General features: G+C 39.0%; 19 protein-coding genes. 14 read left to right on the forward strand and 5 right to left on the reverse strand.

Annotation, left to right across the window (positions count from 1 at the left end; all coding sequences use genetic code 11):
• Nucleotides 1-24: 24 nt before the first annotated feature.
• The 5 genes from RMZ43_RS04610 to RMZ43_RS04630 all read left to right on the forward strand — a co-directional run bounded on the left by RMZ43_RS04610 (nt 25) and on the right by RMZ43_RS04630 (nt 5,787).
• Nucleotides 25-783, forward strand: coding sequence for an ATP-binding cassette domain-containing protein (locus tag RMZ43_RS04610; protein ID WP_322652121.1), 759 nt, complete (start codon nt 25-27; stop codon nt 781-783).
• The gene (locus tag RMZ43_RS04615) at nt 780-1,412 is read left to right on the forward strand and encodes an ABC transporter permease (protein ID WP_322654509.1); all 633 of its coding nucleotides are present in this window, start codon (nt 780-782) and stop codon (nt 1,410-1,412) included. The genes RMZ43_RS04610 and RMZ43_RS04615 overlap by 4 nt, the downstream gene beginning before the upstream one ends.
• Entirely contained in the window at nt 1,412-2,314 is a 903-nt protein-coding gene (locus tag RMZ43_RS04620) for a glycine betaine ABC transporter substrate-binding protein (RefSeq protein ID WP_322654508.1), read from the forward strand. Before RMZ43_RS04615 ends, RMZ43_RS04620 begins: the two co-directional genes overlap by 1 nt.
• Nucleotides 2,315-3,369: 1,055 nt before the next feature.
• On the forward strand, nt 3,370-4,437 hold the full coding sequence (locus RMZ43_RS04625) for a DMT family transporter (RefSeq protein ID WP_322651315.1): 1,068 nt from the start codon (nt 3,370-3,372) through the stop codon (nt 4,435-4,437).
• A 195-nt stretch (nt 4,438-4,632) separates the two neighbouring features.
• Entirely contained in the window at nt 4,633-5,787 is a 1,155-nt protein-coding gene (locus RMZ43_RS04630; RefSeq protein ID WP_322654507.1) for a peptidoglycan-binding protein, read from the forward strand.
• 2 nt (nt 5,788-5,789) lie between these two features.
• On the opposite strand, the gene RMZ43_RS04635 is transcribed toward RMZ43_RS04630, so the two are convergent.
• Complete coding sequence (locus tag RMZ43_RS04635; RefSeq protein WP_322651313.1) at nt 5,790-6,245, reverse strand: DUF2141 domain-containing protein; 456 nt, start codon at nt 6,243-6,245, stop codon at nt 5,790-5,792.
• 63 nt (nt 6,246-6,308) lie between these two features.
• On the reverse strand, nt 6,309-6,464 hold the full coding sequence (locus RMZ43_RS04640) for a hypothetical protein (protein WP_322651312.1): 156 nt from the start codon (nt 6,462-6,464) through the stop codon (nt 6,309-6,311).
• A 198-nt stretch (nt 6,465-6,662) separates the two neighbouring features.
• Here RMZ43_RS04640 and RMZ43_RS04645 point away from each other — a divergent pair, with 198 nt between their 5' ends.
• The 4 genes from RMZ43_RS04645 (at nt 6,663) to RMZ43_RS04660 (ending at nt 10,115) form a co-directional block, all read left to right on the forward strand.
• Nucleotides 6,663-7,148, forward strand: a complete 486-nt coding sequence (locus RMZ43_RS04645) for a glutathione peroxidase (RefSeq protein WP_322654506.1) — start codon at nt 6,663-6,665, stop codon at nt 7,146-7,148.
• A gap of 140 nt (nt 7,149-7,288) precedes the next feature.
• Nucleotides 7,289-8,110, forward strand: coding sequence for an SDR family oxidoreductase (locus RMZ43_RS04650; RefSeq protein WP_322654505.1), 822 nt, complete (start codon nt 7,289-7,291; stop codon nt 8,108-8,110).
• A 22-nt stretch (nt 8,111-8,132) separates the two neighbouring features.
• On the forward strand, nt 8,133-9,107 hold the full coding sequence (locus tag RMZ43_RS04655; protein WP_322654504.1) for an alpha/beta fold hydrolase: 975 nt from the start codon (nt 8,133-8,135) through the stop codon (nt 9,105-9,107).
• A gap of 273 nt (nt 9,108-9,380) precedes the next feature.
• Nucleotides 9,381-10,115 (forward strand): glutathione peroxidase, encoded by a 735-nt coding sequence (locus RMZ43_RS04660; protein WP_322654503.1) that lies wholly within the window; start codon nt 9,381-9,383, stop codon nt 10,113-10,115.
• A 286-nt stretch (nt 10,116-10,401) separates the two neighbouring features.
• Here RMZ43_RS04660 and RMZ43_RS04665 read toward each other — a convergent pair whose 3' ends face one another.
• A complete protein-coding gene (locus RMZ43_RS04665; protein WP_322651307.1) occupies nt 10,402-10,524 on the reverse strand; it encodes a hypothetical protein in 123 nt (40 codons plus the stop codon).
• Between the two features lie 44 nt (nt 10,525-10,568).
• On the opposite strand from RMZ43_RS04665, the gene RMZ43_RS04670 reads away from it, so the two are divergent.
• From RMZ43_RS04670 to RMZ43_RS04685, 4 genes are all read left to right on the forward strand, one after another.
• A complete protein-coding gene (locus tag RMZ43_RS04670) occupies nt 10,569-11,810 on the forward strand; it encodes a hypothetical protein (protein WP_322654502.1) in 1,242 nt (413 codons plus the stop codon).
• A 148-nt stretch (nt 11,811-11,958) separates the two neighbouring features.
• Nucleotides 11,959-12,726 (forward strand): phosphatase PAP2 family protein, encoded by a 768-nt coding sequence (locus RMZ43_RS04675; RefSeq protein ID WP_322654501.1) that lies wholly within the window; start codon nt 11,959-11,961, stop codon nt 12,724-12,726.
• Between the two features lie 557 nt (nt 12,727-13,283).
• On the forward strand, nt 13,284-14,120 hold the full coding sequence (locus RMZ43_RS04680; protein ID WP_322651304.1) for a sulfite exporter TauE/SafE family protein: 837 nt from the start codon (nt 13,284-13,286) through the stop codon (nt 14,118-14,120).
• Between the two features lies 1 nt (nt 14,121).
• The gene (locus RMZ43_RS04685) at nt 14,122-14,697 is read left to right on the forward strand and encodes a DUF1634 domain-containing protein (protein WP_322651303.1); all 576 of its coding nucleotides are present in this window, start codon (nt 14,122-14,124) and stop codon (nt 14,695-14,697) included.
• A 67-nt stretch (nt 14,698-14,764) separates the two neighbouring features.
• Here the strand turns inward: RMZ43_RS04685 and RMZ43_RS04690 are convergent, their stop codons facing one another.
• Nucleotides 14,765-15,037, reverse strand: coding sequence for a hypothetical protein (locus RMZ43_RS04690; protein ID WP_322651301.1), 273 nt, complete (start codon nt 15,035-15,037; stop codon nt 14,765-14,767).
• A gap of 487 nt (nt 15,038-15,524) precedes the next feature.
• On the opposite strand from RMZ43_RS04690, the gene RMZ43_RS04695 reads away from it, so the two are divergent.
• Nucleotides 15,525-15,986, forward strand: a complete 462-nt coding sequence (locus RMZ43_RS04695; protein WP_322651299.1) for a hypothetical protein — start codon at nt 15,525-15,527, stop codon at nt 15,984-15,986.
• A 417-nt stretch (nt 15,987-16,403) separates the two neighbouring features.
• On the opposite strand, the gene RMZ43_RS04700 is transcribed toward RMZ43_RS04695, so the two are convergent.
• Nucleotides 16,404-16,697: a hypothetical protein gene (locus RMZ43_RS04700; RefSeq protein ID WP_322654500.1), complete on the reverse strand. Its 294-nt coding sequence runs from the start codon at nt 16,695-16,697 to the stop codon at nt 16,404-16,406.
• Nucleotides 16,698-16,879: the final 182 nt, after the last annotated feature.

A 16,879-nucleotide genomic window follows, 5' to 3' on the forward strand; every position in this document is an offset into this window, starting at 1 on the left:
GCTAGCGTCCATCAAAAGCCACTCATGCCGCAAAATAATCAAACTGCCGTCGAATTCCGCGATGTTACCTTTAGCCGCAATCATCGCTCATTGGTGTCAAATCTCAATTTCACCATCCGCCAAGGAGAAGCACTGGTATTACTTGGGCGCAGTGGTAGCGGCAAAACCACCACAATGAAGTTAATTAATCGCTTATTTACACCTACACAAGGTGAAGTTTTATTTGATGGTATTCCCACAACTCAATGGGATGAAATTAAACTGCGGCGAAAAATTGGTTACGTCATTCAAGAAATTGGTTTATTTCCCCATTTCACTGTTGAACGCAATGTGGGTTTAGTCCCGGCTTTGGAAGGTTGGCAACCGAAACAAATAAAAACGCGGGTTTATGAATTATTGCAATTAGTAGGCTTAGAACCAGCACAATTCGCCGGACGTTACCCGAACGAACTTTCGGGAGGACAAAGGCAAAGAGTCGGTGTAGCTAGGGCTTTAGCGGCAGATCCGCCAGTGTTGTTGATGGATGAACCCTTTGGCGCACTCGATCCAATTACGCGCTTAGAACTGCAACAAGAGTTTCGGCATTTGCAGCAAGAGTTAGGCAAAACAGTTGTGTTTGTTACCCACGATATTCAAGAAGCATTTGTTTTAGCATCAAGAATTGGTTTAATGTATGGCGGAGAATTGGTAGTATTGGGGACGACAGATGAATTTAGGCGATCGCAACATCCAGAAAGCCTTGCCTTTCTCCAATGTCTGCATACCTTGCAAGATAATCTATGAAAAATTTCTTCCTCGTTAAGTATGCTCCAGAAATCCTTCAGCATACTCTAGAACACTTGTTTTTGGTAGGCATAGCAATTGGAATTGCTATCCTTGTAGGCATTCCATTAGGTATTTTAATTACACGTAAAACTTATCTTCGTCAACCAATTCTCGGTATAGCAAATATTTTCCAAACTATTCCAAGTTTGGCACTATTTGGCTTGCTCATTCCTGTGCCGATAATTGGCGGGATTGGTGCAGTGCCAGCAATTGTTGCCCTGATTGTATATTCGTTGCTGCCGATAATTCGTAACACTTACACAGGCATTACTGGTGTAGATCCAGCTATTAGAGAAGCTGGTAGAGGCATGGGGATGACAGATAGACAATTGTTATTACAAGTTGAGATTCCCTTAGCACTGGGAGTAATTTTAGCAGGGGTGCGTGTAGCAACGGTAATTGCCATTGGTATTGCAACTATTGCAGCAGCAATTGGTGCTGGTGGTTTGGGAGTATTTATTTTTCGTGGTATATCAGTCGTGAACGATCAGTTAATTTTAGCTGGTGCAGTTCCGGCGGCGGCAATTGCATTACTAGCTGACTTTGCAATTGGCTGGATGGAAAAGAAGTTAAAAATTAAAAGTTAATGAAAAAAATTATAGCATTGTGCTTTTTAACTTTTGCTTTGTTATTGGGAATCACTAGCTGTACACCAAATTCAAATAATAGTAGCAGTCGCAACATTATCGTTGCTTCCAAAGATTTTACTGAACAAGATATTTTAGGTGAACTGTTAGCACAACAAATTGAGGCGACAACTAATTTAAAAGTAGCTCGTCGTCCCCGTCTGGGTGGTTCTTTTGTTTGTCATAGTGCTATTACTGCTGGCAAAATTGATGCATATATTGAGTATACAGGCACAGCTTTTACGGGAATTTTAAAGCAAAAAGCAGTTAATGATCCGAAAGAAGTTTATGAAAGGTTAAAACAAGCATATTCCCAGCAATTTAATCTGGAAGTGATGCCAAGCTTAGGTTTTGAAAACACTTTTGCGATGATTGTCCGGGGTGATGATGCCAAGCGTTACAACATTCAAACTCTCTCTGAAGCTACTCAATATACACCGCAGTGGCGCGGGGGTTTTGGCTATGAGTTTTTAGAACGGGAAGATGGTTTTCCTGGATTAGCAAAAGCTTACGATTTGCATTTTGCCAAACCTCCCCAAATTATGGACTTGGGTTTGATATATCGTGCTTTGATTCAAAAACAAGTAGATATGGTGGCGGGTAATTCTACTGACGGACAGATTGCTCGCTTGGGTTTAGTTGTCTTAAAAGATGATAAACATTATTTTCCACCTTACGAAACTGTACCAATTGTTCGACAAGAAATATTAAAAAAATATCCTGAATTAAAAAATGCGATCGCTTCACTTGCCGGAAAGATTTCAGCAGATGAAATGCGGCAATTAAATTATTTAGTTGAAGGGGAATTACGTGATATTAAAGATGTTGTGCAGGAGTTTCGCAAATCGAAGGGATTAAAATAATTTGTAATTAATTAAGGGTTAACGCAACAGCCCCTACTATAGCAATCCTATTTGAGTTGTGAAAAATATAGATTAAGAAACGAACCGCCAAGGACGCCAAGGACGCCAAGGAAGGAAAGAAATAAAGAGAGATATAATTTTCACGAATGATTTTAGGACTGCTATAGTAGTTTGGCAAGTTTAAATTGATGGGTAAGTAATATTAAGTCCTTATCCTTCTAATATGGCGGTTATCAGTTGAGTGCAATATAGACCAATACGCTTGGCTTTTAAGACAGTCGCTACGATTATAGTTTTTGCATGGATGCGGGAATCATAACTAATTAGGCGGACATGATATCACTAAAAATTATGAAACAGAGGTAAACCCTGAAAGGGTTGCTATATCTAAGTTTTTTAATTGCGAATACTAGACTTCTTGCATAAGTCGGGAAAAGGGGAAGGGGAAAAAGTTCTGTATTGTCCTTTATCCTTTTCCCTTTCTTGCAAAAAGCACTTTTGCAAGAGGTCTACTGATGAACTCACTTGATCTGCCTAAGAGGATGTTTGAAAAGTAATGATTCATGTATCACATATTTTTTACCCCACCCTAACCCTCCCCTTATAAAGGGGCTACCGTGTATACACAAGTCGAGTTGGCAATCAAATCAACGAAAAACAACGGAAAATTATTTTTAAAATCCTTGATTTTCCATTAGTACTCTATCAATAAGCTGACACTATTGATAATCAGTTTGCTTAACTCAAAACCTTGCCTACCAAGGCTTGTATCTTACCAGGCAATGATTTTAGGACTTGTGTATACACCGTAGTTATAAAGGGGAGGGAACCAGATTTTTCTTGTTTCCCCCCAATATATCGGGGGGATTAAGGGGGGTAAAAATGTGATTAAAAGCACAAGATACCACTTTTCAAACATCCTCTAAAACAACAGTTTATATTCTGACTCTTGAGAACGCATCACAATAAATCCATGTCTACACAAAACTACATAATTTCGGTAAAATTGGGTAAAGCAATTTTTGCGCTTGTTAAACAAAGGCATCAGCAAACCCATGCAACTGAAACTCAGTGCATCTAAACTTCCCCTCGCCTCTCTCCTCTTAATTGCCCCCTTTTTCCTATGGGGGACGGCAATGGTAGCCATGAAAGGAGTAATACCCCACACCACACCGCTATTCATGGCAGGTGTGCGTCTGATACCAGCAGGGATGTTAATTCTGATTGCAGCAGCATTTATGGGTAAACCTCAGCCGAAAGGTTGGGCTGCATGGCTGTGGATTACCTTATTTGCCCTCGTAGATGGGACGCTGTTTCAAGGCTTTTTGGCAGAGGGATTAGTTAGAACCAGTGCGGGGTTAGGGTCTGTGATGATTGACTCCCAACCTTTGGCTGTTGCCTTACTATCGTTGTGGCTATTTCAAGAACACATTGGTTTTTGGGGATGGCTGGGGCTGGGCTTGGGTGTAACAGGCATTAGTTTAATTGGCTTACCTGATGAGTTGATTTTACATTTTCTCGACTCAGGTGCAAATATCACAATTGGTAACTGGCAAGATTTGTTTGCTAGTGGTGAGTGGTTGATGTTGTTAGCAGCCCTATCAATGGCAGTAGGAACAGTGTTGATTCGGTTTGTGTGCCGACATGCTGACCCAGTAACCGCTACAGGATGGCACATGATTTTGGGTGGATTGCCACTATGGGGAGTTTCATCAGTTGTCGAATCTCAGCAATGGGAGAATCTAGGAGCATCTGATTTAGTGGCTTTGGGTTATGCTACTGTATTTGGCAGTGCGATCGCCTACGGTTTATTCTTCTACTTTGCCTCTAGTGGCAGTCTCACCAGTCTTAGTTCCCTAACCTTCCTCACACCCGTCTTTGCTCTACTATTCGGCAATCTCTTCCTCTCAGAAGTCCTCAGTCCGTTGCAGTGGGTCGGTGTTTTCTTAACTTTAATCAGCATTTATCTGATTAATCAACGTGATACTTTAGCAGCGCAAAACGATACAGTTACTGTCGGCGAAATAGCTAATATACAGCAGCCGGTTTTAGAAGCATCTGCTAAAAAATTGAACCCCATAACTTTCAGAGTGAGAGAATCGGAACGAGAAATTTTACCCTAACTGGTAATTCGTAATGACGCTCGATGACTCGCTACCGCTACGCTAACGTAATTCGTAATTCGTAATTCAGTAGGGAGAATAACTAATGCCCAATGCTCAATAAAAAAATTACAGTCAACATTTGGTAATTTGTTAATCTTGAAGGTATTGTGGGATTAAATACTTCAAAACCACCTTCAGGCTGAAACTTGCAATATGAGGCTATGCCGTTCCTCAATTTTGATATTTACCTGTTTTTCTTGCATGGGTTTTTACCCAAATCGTGCAAGCACAGCAACACCTAGCCTAGCACCTGAAATTTTAAAACTTGCACAAGCTAGTCCGACAGTGGCTGCTAGTCCGAATGTTTTGAGATATGGTAGTCCAAAATTAGATGTGCAGAGATTACAAACCCAATTAAAGCAGTTGGGATACTACAGTGGTGTGGTAGATGGAGAGTACAACGCCAGTACAGAAATCGCTGTGACTAAATTCCAGAAAGCAAAGGGTTTAAAAGTAGATGGTCTTGCTGGTCTGGCGACTAGAGGAAAACTGCAAGCAGCAATAGTAGCCAAAAATCAGGTTGCCACCTCTCCAATAGTTACTGCTCCAATTGTTGCCTCTGTTGCTGCGACTTCAAAACCAACTACAACATCCGAACCAACAGATAAAGGTTTTATCTGGTGGTTAATATTATCCATCGTAGTTCTAGGAAGTATTGGCGTACTTGTTTACCTGCTGAGGTGGCTTCGCCAGAGGGAACAAGTGCAATCCAAAATATCAGAAACTAAAAGTTTGAGTGAAGCTAACAAAATCCCCATGCTATCACCCTCTCCAGAGACTGTAACTAATCCACAAACAGATACGCCACCACCCGCCACAAAATTACTGCTACCAGAAAAAACTTCCCGGCTAACTAAACTCAATATTGTTGAGGAATTAATTCAAGATTTACGCAGTTCTGACCCCACAAAGCGGCGCAAGGCTATTTGGGATTTAGGTCAGCAGGGAGATTCGCGAGCAATTCAGCATCTGGTTGACTTGATGATTGATGCTGATTCTCAAGAAAGCAGCTTAATTTTGGCAGCTTTGGCAGAAATTGGTATCCGCACACTTAAACCAATGAACCGTGGCCTAGCAATCTCACTCCAAGATGAAAGTCCACAAGTAAGGCAAAATGCGATCCGTGATCTAACGCGTGTTTATGACATGATGGGTCAAATGAGTCAGATGTTGCATCATGCATTAGAAGACCCAGATGCAGAGGTGCAAGCAACAGCACGATATGCTTTAACTCAGATGAATCGAATGCGTGGTTTGCCGGAACAACAAAGTCTACCAGAAGATTCACACAACGATTCACCAGAATAAACCTAAAAATATGTCAATTGAATTTGAATCTCAGTGTCCGGGCCTGCTACTAAAAATGCTGCTTCGCTAAATTTGGCCGCTCTTGTGCGAATTTCTGGGTTGCTGGAAAATCCAAAGCCTTCGCTTGGTATACCTAAAGCATTGCTATTGAGAGTGCCGTCGTTATTTTGATCGTGGAAGACAGCAACGGCGTAACTACCTGCTTTCAAGTTCTCAAAGGTAATTGCAAAGGGAGTGCTAGTAATCTTGGTACACTGCTTTTGTAAGCTGCGATCGCCATCGCTAGGAAATCCTTTACTGTTAGCGAATATACTGGCACAGACTTGTCCTTGTTTATTCTTCAATCCATCAATTTCTACGATGAGTTTGCCGTTAAAATTTGCTTTGGCACTAAATGACCACGCCAGATTTCCCACAACTGCCAATAGCAGTATACTAACTCTCAATCCTCTAACCATAAAATTTTCACAAGGTAAAATAAGTATCAACTTTAATTCAGCTCAGGCAGATTCATAGTGGCATTATTCAGTTAATACTTGCAACCATTCGGTTAAGGAATTTCTTGGTTGAGGCAGGTTGGACGCTGTAATTGCAACCAAACCAGCCAAAATACCATTGATAATCTTTAAATTCTGCTGTTGTTGGCCCTGCGGCTGGAGTTTGGGCAACTGCGGCATAACCCTAACCCAACACAATCAGACAAGCTAAAGGTAAGCAAGCTTGCCAACTGGGAGAAAGTCGCTTAATTGCTAGATTAAAGAGCTTGATTTTTATAAAATCGTAGGGCTAACAAACCTAATTTATTTAAAAAAAGAGGGTTTAGAGTACCTGTAATATGGGAGACTTGGCAATATTCCCTATAAATCAGATTCAAGATGACTAAGACGATTTCGGACATCGCAGTTAAGACAATTAACGGTGAAGATAAACAATTAAACGACTATATCGGCAAGGTACTCTTAATTGTGAATGTGGCATCCTACTGCGGTTATACTTCTCAATACGAGGCGTTAGAAAAATTGAACCAGAAGTATAAAGAAGCAGGGTTACGTATTTTAGGGTTCCCTTGTAATGATTTTGGAGCGCAGGAACCAGGAAGTAATGAAGAGATTGTGAAATTCTGCACGAGTAAATATGGTGTTACCTTTGAACTATTCGATAAAGTTCATGCCAAAGGCTCACAGCAGCATCTACTTTATGAGAGACTTACTAAAGCCGTTGAGCCAACGGGAACTATTGCTTGGAACTTTGAAAAATTTATAGTTAATAAACAAGGTGAAGTGATAGCTAGATTTAATAGTAGTATCCAGCCAAATTCACCAGAAATAATTGCCATGATCGAGAAAGAATTAGCTAAATAGTTATTTAGTCATTCAGGAAAAAGTTATGTCCTATTGACTATTGACTGTGAGCTTTGAAGTGTTAAATTGATTTACGTCTATTCCCTTCATTGAGAAAATATTCTCAATGATTAGTTTAATTTATTTGTGTCTAATTTGTCATGAACGTTGCAATCATTGGTTGTGGTTATGTTGGTTATAAAGTTGCTCAATATTGGCATAAAAAAGAGGATTTTGTTGTCAGTGTAACCACAACTTCTTCTGAGCGTGTCCCTGCTCTAAACTCAGTATCCCAAAAAGTTGTAGTTACCCGTGGTAATAACTTAGATAGTCTAAAATCAGTTTTGCACAATCAAGATGTTGTACTTTTGAGCGTTGGTGCAAAAAATGCAGAAGTTTATGAAGAAACTTATCTACAAACTGCCCAAACTTTAGCTTTATCTTTACAGCAGATTCCGAGTATAAAACAATTAATATACACAGGTAGTTATGCCGTATATGGTGATAGAAATGGGGTTTGGGTAGATGAAGAAACACCGCTTGCACCCGCTAATTTAAATGCACAAATTCTCCGAAAAACAGAGGATGTGCTGCTATCAGCATCTAGCGAAAACCTCCGCGTTTGTATCTTTCGCTTAGGAGGAATTTATGGCCCTGGTAGAGAACTGGTGAAAATCTTTAGCACATATTCTGGTACAACCCGTCCCGGCGGGGAGGATATCACAAATTGGATTCACATTGATGATATTGTTGGTGCGATAGAATTTGCCCGTCACCGTCGTTTACAAGGAATTTATAATTTAGTAGATGATGCACATCTTACCAGTCGAGATTTGCTAGATAACTTATTTGAAAAACATAATTTACCCAAAGTTATATGGGATACTTCTATTAAAAGTACACGCCCATATAATGCTTGGGTATCGAATGAAAAGCTTAAAGAAGCTGGATACCAGTTAATTCATCCACAGATGATTTTTTAGCAAGTATTAACAACTAGGAATTATGCAACCATCTGCTGTAACTAACACAACCAATTTCACAGCACCTCCTAGCCAGTTTTACAGTTGGCGGAATTATCGTTGCGCCTACGAAGTTCATCAACCAACTAACACAACATCAGAGGGTATTCCTTTATTGTTAATTCATCCGATTGGTGTTGGATTGTCGCGGCACTTTTGGCAGCGATTTTGCCGCGAATGGTATAATTCAGGTCAGCGTAATTTAATTTATAACCCTGATTTACTAGGATGTGGCGAAAGTGATATGCCTCATCTGGCTTACACTCCTAATGATTGGGCAGAACAGTTGCAGTACTTTTTACAAACAGTAGTACAAAAACCTGTGATTGTAGTAGTACAAGGTGCTTTATTACCAGTTGCGTTGGCTTTGTCCGCCGCAGGCATCGCATTAGTCGAAAAGCAATCAAACTTAATTGCCAGACTTGTACTCTCTGCGCCTCCAGCGTGGGCTTTGATAACAAGTAAATCACCAGAATGGCGGCAAAAATTTGCTTGGAATCTTTTAGATTCGCCTTTTGGGAGTGCTTTTTATCGCTATGCACGCACCCGAAAGTTTTTACATTCTTTCTCGACTCGTCAACTTTTTGCTTCTGAGAATGCTGTGGATGCAGAGTGGTTGAATACATTGGTTGCAGGTGCAGAAAATCCTGCTAGTCGTTATGCAGTGTTTTCTTTTCTCGCAGGATTTTGGCGACAGGATTATACTAGTTATATCGCCTCTATTGAGCAACCAACATTAGCGGTTATGGGAGAGACTGCATCAAGTATTAGTCAAAAAGGTAAAAAAGAAACGCCAGACGAACGCTTAACTCACTATCTCGCCTGTTTGCCTCAAGGCCGAGGTATAAAAATAAATGGGCGCAATGTTTTACCCTATGAATCAACTGCTGAATTTGTAGCAGCGATCGCGCCATTTATCAAGGAGAATTCAGAACCCAGGAGTCAGAATTCAGCATGAATCAGTAGAGTCAGACTGGGTAATGAATATTAGTTTAAAACCTTGCCCCTTATAGGCGCAATGAAATTCAAAATTCAAATATTCTTCCGGTTATTACTCTATCCCTTGAGAGCAAGATGCTACGCGAACATAGGTAGAGCATTCTGACTTCTGACTTCTGACTCCTGAATTCTGTCTTATTAATGAAGTTTTTTAGCTGATTGACAGTTACATCATACCAGTCTTCCCATGATAGGTTATGACTGGAATTGATTACTAAAGGCAAGCAAAATTATGTTTTCCAATCGCCGAGGAGAAAGAGTTCCTAATGTCACTTTTCATACACGCGTGGGCAACCAGTGGGTGGATGTGACAACCGATCAATTGTTTGCTAATAAGACAGTGGTTGTTTTCTCTTTACCAGGTGCTTATACACCGACTTGTTCATCAACTCACCTCCCTGGTTATAACGAATTAGCCGGGGTTTTCAAAGAAAATGGAGTTGATGACATTATCTGTATTTCTGTCAATGATGCCTTTGTAATGAACGAATGGGCAAAGGATCAAGAAGCAGAAAATGTCACACTCATTCCCGATGGTAATGGTGAATTTACTGAAGGAATGGGTATGTTGGTAGACAAATCAGACTTGGGATTTGGGAAGCGATCGTGGCGTTACTCAATGCTGGTAAGAGATGGTGTAATTAACCAAATGTTTATTGAGCCAGACGAGCCAGGAGATCCGTTTAAGGTATCCGATGCTGAGACAATGCTTAGATATATTAACCCTCAAGCAGTGAAGCCCGAACTCGTTTCTCTGTTTGCCAAAGTGGGTTGTCCCTTCTGTGCGCGTGCCAAAGAGATGCTCAAGGAACATAATATTAACTACGAGGAAATTACCTTAGGTAAAGATATCACCACACGTTCCTTACGAGCAGTTACAGGTGCAACAACAGTTCCCCAAGTATTTATCGATGGTAAATTAATTGGTGGTTCTGAGGCATTAGAAGCGTACTTCACTGCTAAATAGTTTTCACTAGGGGCGCACAGATGTCATTAATGTCAATAAAAGCTTAGAAATAGCTTGACTGTTGGCTTGACTCACCCGCCTGGAACTAAAGTTCCAGGCTAATAGATAAAGTTTATTGAAGTAGACTAAAGATTTTTCAGATTATTTAGTCATTTAAAGATGACTAGAGCTATTAGCGAGGCACTTCAGTTCCTTGCAGACATGGCTTTTAAGTTAATTTGACACTTATGCACATCTATAAATATCCACCACGTATTTAAAGATCGCCCTTCTTCTGTTTTGAATTTTAGTAATGGCGATCGCGTTCCAAATCATAAATCACTTTCTCTAAATACCATTCATCCGATTCACCCTGATGCCTCTGGCGCTGCTGTTTGAGCAATCGTTCGGCTGTTGTCCAGCTTTTCACTATTTATCATCTAAAATTGAATTTTCATTTATTAAAAATACAATATGTTTGCTAGAATCCGCCAAATTTTGAACCAATTTTTTAGTACCTCAAGGACAATTAATAACGAACCACTGAATAAAGTAAGTTTGATTGTCATTATTTTAATTGATATTTTTATCTTGATTAATGTTTTTACCGGACTCGATGATATTAGCAGATGGCATATCAGCGCGGCAGAAGCTTATCCATGCTATTCAGAGTGGCAAAATTACCGGACAAAAACCAGTCAAGATAAAGACTATGAAATTGTTAAACTTTCATTACCAGATAATCCGAATAATCAACTTAGTTTTCAGAAAAACTATCAACAAGCCGAAACAGGACATCTAGGCAAAGTTTCTAAAACGTGTTTGCAATATGCCGATTACAAGGATAAAATTAACAAGCCTGACAAACAGCAAATCATCAAAACTATTGAGCAGAAACAAGCGAAAATTAGTTCGCTTGAACAAGCCAATCGCACTATTAAAGCCCAATATGACTCAACGTTATTAGAAAAAATAGCAGGTCAGGGTCGTGAACAATCAATTAATCAAGTCAGTGCTGAAAAGGCTAAACAGACATTAGAACAAAATAATCGCCAAATTTCTACCCTTAAACAAGAAAATTCTACTCTTAAAAATGAGCTGCTTGCCAAACCAGAAAGTATTAGTTTTCTAGCCTTTCTTAAAGATGATAATCAATTCCGGGAAGTTGACAAAGGCTATCAGCAGGCATCATTTTGGTATCCCAGTATCCAGCTTGCTTTTCAGTCTCTCTTTCTTCTACCGTTGATTCTCATTGCCTTATCAGTTCACAAATTTGCCCAAAGAAGAGGATTTGGACTTGTCTCGCTAATTAGCTGGCATTTGCTAGTTATCTTTTTTATCCCACTAATCGTTAAAATATTTGAATTTCTTCAAATTGGGGCAATATTTAAATTTATATTTGATATTATTAGTGCCCTTTTTGGTGGCTTACTTTTTCTAATAAATTATGCTTATATATTACTAATTCCAATTATCGGTTTTGGAATTATTCAGTTTTTTCAAAAATTTGTATTTAATGTCAAAGTCCAGGCAGCTAGCCGAGTCCAAAAATCACGCTGTATAAATTGCGCCAAGAAAATTCGACAGTTTGATACTTATTGTCCGCACTGTGGTTATTATCAAGACATTGAATGTCAAAATTGTCATAATCTGACTTATAAACATTTGCCGTATTGTAAACATTGTGGAGCTTCTCAAAATACTAATATTTTGTAATCGGTGAAGTCGTGAAAGTTTAACCATGCTTAGTTCCAAATAACATTATTAAATTTATTCGGTGTTTATTAGTCAAAGTAACTAAAACTATCTGCTGATAGATGACACTAAGAAACAAATTCTAGTTAATTGATTACAAGAACTTAATATGGAAAAAGTGAAAAAAGCCAATAAAGAGAGTCCGTCGCCTCTTTCTTTTATCAAAAACCTGTTGATTGCCCGTTGGCGATCGCTCTTACTCCTTTTGATAGGAGTATACTTACCTTTGCAGGTTTTTGAAATTCTGATAGTGAAAATATGGGAAAATAAAGCTGGCTTCCCGTGGGATGTGCCTATTTTGTTAGCAGTTCATTCTACAGCAAACCCACAGCTTGATGTTTTAGCCGTGGCGCTAGCGAAAATTGGAGAACCTTGGACGGCGGTACCGATTTTAGGTGCGATCGCACTTATATTATTACTTCAAAAACGCTGGCGATCGCTAGCTTATTTACTCACCGTCTCAGCAGGAAGTGTGATCATCAACCGCACAGCAAAGGAATTAATGCATCGAGTGCGTCCACAATTGTGGCAGTCCATTGCGCCTGAGTCTAGTTTTGCCTTTCCCAGTGGTCATGCAATGACGAGTATAACTGTAGTGGCAATTTTGCTATTTTTAACTTGGGATAGCTCCCGGCGCTGGTTAGTTTTAATCTTTGGTAGCTTATATGTAATAGCTATTGGATGGTGTCGTCTCTATCTGGGGGTGCATTTTCCCAGCGATGTTCTCGCGGGTTTGATGGTTGCATTAAGTTGGACAATTGGCGTCAGTTTTATTATCAAACCCTATAGAACTATAGCTAAATCGGTAGATGGCGATCGCCCTGAGGATGAAACTACCTTACTCCCTGAAGAAAGAGAGTTGATAAATAAGGAGTAATATTATGTCCGCTTAGGCTTATTGTTTAGGCTGACGCATAGACACAGACAAAAATCAAACACCCTCTTAGTCGTCTTTAGACGACTTTCGCTGTTAAACTCATAATTCATTAAACATCTCCAAAAAAGAATTGTTTTGACGTAGCAATGCTACGTCTCTACAAGGGTTCTAGGTAACGCATATTTAATTTATCGAGATGTCTATTTTAAGGCGGGCTAGATGAGAATGAAATAGACCTGCTTTTTTTAGTAAATGCATTAATTACTTATGCGTCTACAACCTCTTGCAATGCGTTCAAGATAAAGCAATTCACTTCACCTCTTTTCAAGATTTTAGTCCCAGCTTGATTGAATTAAATCACCCTAGTATCTAGGTTTGGCTTCCAAACTAAGTTACTTCTATTAAAAACTTTAATTACAAAATTACATTGTCTCTCTTTCTCGGAAGTACTGGCGCAATCTTTTGTAAGCCAGTAGTCAACTTGACAATTAAGTTTTCAATGATACAAAAAGAATATTGGCATCTTGATATACATGTAAAAAAAAGAGGAAGTAAATTTGACTATTTTAGAGTTTTCATTATTAATTTGGATTGGTTCATTTAGCGCTGGCTTGTTAGGGGCGCTAACTGGGTTAGGAGGTGGAGTAGTAATTGTTCCCTTATTAACTTCGGTATTTGGCGTTGATATTCGCTATGCCGTTGGTGCTTCACTAGTATCTGTAATTGCAACTTCTTTGGGTGCAGCATCTACCTATATTAAAAAAGGCTATACCAATTTGCGATTAGGAATGTTTTTAGAAGTAGCCACAACCATTGGTGCGATCGCAGGAGCAATGATTGCTACTTTTGTTTCTGTGAAAGCCCTAACTATTGTACTAGCGATCGTCCTCATTTATTCAGCATACCTTTCACAACGTCCCAGAATCGAACATATTGAAAATGAAGTAGCAGATCCCATAGCAAATTATTTGAAACTGAATGGTACTTATCCAACTCCTGATGGAGTAATGTCTTATCAAGTTCATTCAGTACCAATGGGATTTGGTGTGATGTTAATAGCTGGGGTGCTTTCTGGGTTGCTTGGTATTGGTTCCGGGGGATTTAAAGTATTGGCAATGGATCAAACCATGCGGCTACCCTTCAAAGTTTCTACTACCACTAGCAATTTTATGATCGGCGTGACAGCAGCAGCATCAGCTGGAGTTTACCTAGCACGCGGCTATATCGATCCAGGATTATCCATGCCGGTAATGTTGGGGGTATTACCTGGCGCTTTCTTGGGCGCACGAGTTCTTACAGGCGCTAAAACGCAAATTTTGAGAATTCTCTTCAGTGTTGTGCTAGTGGTAATGGCTTTGAAAATGGTCTACAACAGTTTAATAGGGGGGCTGTAAAATGTATAAATTTAATAATACCTTTCGCTGGACATTCCTGGCACAACCTGATATTGAAGTAGTTAAACTAACCTTACCGCAGAAAGATATAGACTCTAATATCGAGCAATTAGAACAGTCCAGTGACACAGTAGCACAATTGCCTAATAAGTGTGAGATTGATGTTAACAAGAATTTGACAAAAACATCAAGTGAGCAGCAATTGGAATATTTGCTCAGTAACCTTATGAGATATGGCGTTTTGATAGCTAGTGCTGTCGTTTTGCTGGGGGGTATACTCTACTTGATTCATCATGGTGCTGAACCTGCTGGATATCACTTTTTTCAGGGAGAACCATCGGAATTTCGCTCACCAACAGGTGTAGTAAAAGCAGTTTTATCAAGTAGCGATGCCTACGGCGGTCTACGCCTACGCGCCATTATTCAACTCGGACTTTTACTATTAATTGCTACCCCAATTGTGCGTGTTTTTATTTCCCTATTGACTTTCCTATTCCAGCGAGAATTTATCTATGTGATTGTTACTTTATTAGTAATGACTAGTTTGATTTACAGTCTTATAGGAGCGTATTATTAGGAGTATTAAAAAAGGGGTAAAATCAAATTTTTACCCTTACAAACAAAAAGCTAATTTTTTAGACCTCTTACGAGCCTTGCAAAAGCTCATTTATTGAACTTATACTCTGTTTAATTTGTTCTACCAGAGAAGTTCTTAAGAAGTCAAAGTTGACTGTTGAAATATTGAATAATCCTAAAGCATATAATAGGCTCGAAATCCCAATTAATAGAGCCAAAAATCTGCCAAAACAACCGGGATTAATTTCAATAAAACCTAATTTAGATTGCCCGATGATGGCAATCGTTATAAAAACAATTCCTGCTATTAAAAATGTGCTATTTGGAGTTAAATCTGTCATTTTTCTATTAAGATGCCTCACTAATTTTATTGTAGCTATTATTAATTCAAATTTCTGCTCCAGCTATATGCAAAATAAAAATTATGCTACTCAACATCGACTTATCCCAGTCTAAGCAGGCTTTGGTTGTTGCAGTATCGGTGCTGGATTTCATCGTATGTTATGATTTAAAAAGATATAGTTTGATTTTGAAACCTATTGAGCGACAACTCACGGTGAGCGTCTCAATTGGCTTTAAATCCTTCTATTTAGCTTAGATATCATAGAAAAAACTCAGATTTTACAACATGCGATGTCTACCACACACTCATGCATGTCTAGTATAAATCACCGCACAACAACATCTGAGTTAAACTTCTATTTAGCTTAAACTATCCAGTGGTAATATTTTCAGCATCAAAAAGCCAAAAATTCATCACTTCTGTACTAGACTTTGGTTTAGTTTATATATTAAACTACACTAAGTCGATGAGAATAGTGGGTTTTTATGGAAAGCGTCCAAAACGTCAGCCAAAAGTTGAATGTAGCAAGAGACACAACTCTGGAGGAATCACAACAGTCAACTCCAAAAGAGTTCAAAAAAGACATTTTCAAAAAACTCAGAGGTGGGTTCTTTTTAGTACTGGGATATTTATTGTCACCACTATGTTGGTGGAATGACCTACTATTTAATTTGCCAATAGCTTATGGTTTTGGGTATGCATGTAGTTTACTTTCCCCAAAATTACTTCTACCTTGTTCAATTATAGGATACTGGCTCTCTAATATTGTAGGAATTCTCTTGATGCAATTCGGTTCTAAAGATATTTTTCAAAAAGAACCTCAAGAGCATAATCTGAAAAAAGAATTAGTCACAGGTCTAATTTCTTCAACAGCTTATACAGTGTTGATTATACTATTAATCCAGTTGAAAATTCTTGATTCTCCTATTTTATTCGCCAACGGTTAGGGAACTCCAAAAAATAAATTATCCAATTTCTGGACTTCACTACGACTTCCCGTCCCCCTGCCCCTTGTCCTCTTCATTGACTTTTCACGGTATGTGGAAAAGCTCATTTTAGCGGTTTACTAAACCCTGATTTTTTCCTTAGCTATTTTCATTAACTCAAAGCTATTGATAATTAGAGGATGTTTGAAAAGTCATGATTCATGTATCACATATTTTTTACCCCACCCTAACCCTCCCCTTATAAAGGGGAGGGAACCAGATTTTTCTTGTTTCCCCCCTTTATAAGGGGGAGATTAAGGGGGGTAAAAATGTGATTAAAAGCACAAGATACCACTTTTCAAACATCCTCTTATGTGGAAAAAACCACGCTTTTTCCAGGCTTGAGGACTTACCGTGAAAAGTCAGATTAATACTTATCTACATCATTGCATACGTAGCGTGGCCACTACGACCACCACCGCCTCCTCCAGAAGCATGTGATGTGTTTCCATCTTCGATGTAATCTCCTACCTTGGCGCCAGCTAAAGCACCTGGAAGAATACCACCAGGGCCACCTGTAACAAATCCTATAACTCCACCGACAACCCCTCCAACAATCCGCCCTAACAAACCACTTCCACTAATAGCAGCAATTTCTTCGGGGGAAAGTTCACTTAAGAGTGAGTTGTCTTGTAATTCCTGAGAGAGGTCTGAAATTGTAATCGTAGCCATTTTTCAATCTCCTAATATTGTTTAGATGACTAAAATAATTCCATAGCCATAATTTCAGATGAATTTGGTAATTGCAATATTTTTTTAAGTGGCAAAGAGATATAAATAGTGCAATTTTTGTATTTATTTTTGTGATAAATCTGCTGAAATTTCAGTTTTTTTTAGATTGAACTTGATATTTT

It is taken from the genome of Nostoc sp. CmiVER01 (assembly GCF_034531135.2).
GTDB lineage: Bacteria > Cyanobacteriota > Cyanobacteriia > Cyanobacteriales > Nostocaceae > Nostoc.

Excerpts from the sequence above, each read along its gene's own strand:
- RMZ43_RS04610 (WP_322652121.1), top strand. The coding sequence starts at position 25 with ATGCCGCAAAATAATCAAACTGCCGTCGAATTCCGCGATGTTACCTTT.
- RMZ43_RS04615 (WP_322654509.1), top strand. The coding sequence starts at position 780 with ATGAAAAATTTCTTCCTCGTTAAGTATGCTCCAGAAATCCTTCAGCAT.
- RMZ43_RS04620 (WP_322654508.1), top strand. The coding sequence starts at position 1,412 with ATGAAAAAAATTATAGCATTGTGCTTTTTAACTTTTGCTTTGTTATTG.
- RMZ43_RS04625 (WP_322651315.1), top strand. The coding sequence starts at position 3,370 with ATGCAACTGAAACTCAGTGCATCTAAACTTCCCCTCGCCTCTCTCCTC.
- RMZ43_RS04630 (WP_322654507.1), top strand. The coding sequence starts at position 4,633 with ATGAGGCTATGCCGTTCCTCAATTTTGATATTTACCTGTTTTTCTTGC.
- RMZ43_RS04635 (WP_322651313.1), bottom strand. The coding sequence starts at position 6,245 with ATGGTTAGAGGATTGAGAGTTAGTATACTGCTATTGGCAGTTGTGGGA.
- RMZ43_RS04640 (WP_322651312.1), bottom strand. The coding sequence starts at position 6,464 with ATGCCGCAGTTGCCCAAACTCCAGCCGCAGGGCCAACAACAGCAGAAT.
- RMZ43_RS04645 (WP_322654506.1), top strand. The coding sequence starts at position 6,663 with ATGACTAAGACGATTTCGGACATCGCAGTTAAGACAATTAACGGTGAA.
- RMZ43_RS04650 (WP_322654505.1), top strand. The coding sequence starts at position 7,289 with ATGAACGTTGCAATCATTGGTTGTGGTTATGTTGGTTATAAAGTTGCT.
- RMZ43_RS04655 (WP_322654504.1), top strand. The coding sequence starts at position 8,133 with ATGCAACCATCTGCTGTAACTAACACAACCAATTTCACAGCACCTCCT.
- RMZ43_RS04660 (WP_322654503.1), top strand. The coding sequence starts at position 9,381 with ATGTTTTCCAATCGCCGAGGAGAAAGAGTTCCTAATGTCACTTTTCAT.
- RMZ43_RS04670 (WP_322654502.1), top strand. The coding sequence starts at position 10,569 with ATGTTTGCTAGAATCCGCCAAATTTTGAACCAATTTTTTAGTACCTCA.
- RMZ43_RS04675 (WP_322654501.1), top strand. The coding sequence starts at position 11,959 with ATGGAAAAAGTGAAAAAAGCCAATAAAGAGAGTCCGTCGCCTCTTTCT.
- RMZ43_RS04685 (WP_322651303.1), top strand. The coding sequence starts at position 14,122 with ATGTATAAATTTAATAATACCTTTCGCTGGACATTCCTGGCACAACCT.
- RMZ43_RS04690 (WP_322651301.1), bottom strand. The coding sequence starts at position 15,037 with ATGACAGATTTAACTCCAAATAGCACATTTTTAATAGCAGGAATTGTT.
- RMZ43_RS04695 (WP_322651299.1), top strand. The coding sequence starts at position 15,525 with ATGGAAAGCGTCCAAAACGTCAGCCAAAAGTTGAATGTAGCAAGAGAC.
- RMZ43_RS04700 (WP_322654500.1), bottom strand. The coding sequence starts at position 16,697 with ATGGCTACGATTACAATTTCAGACCTCTCTCAGGAATTACAAGACAAC.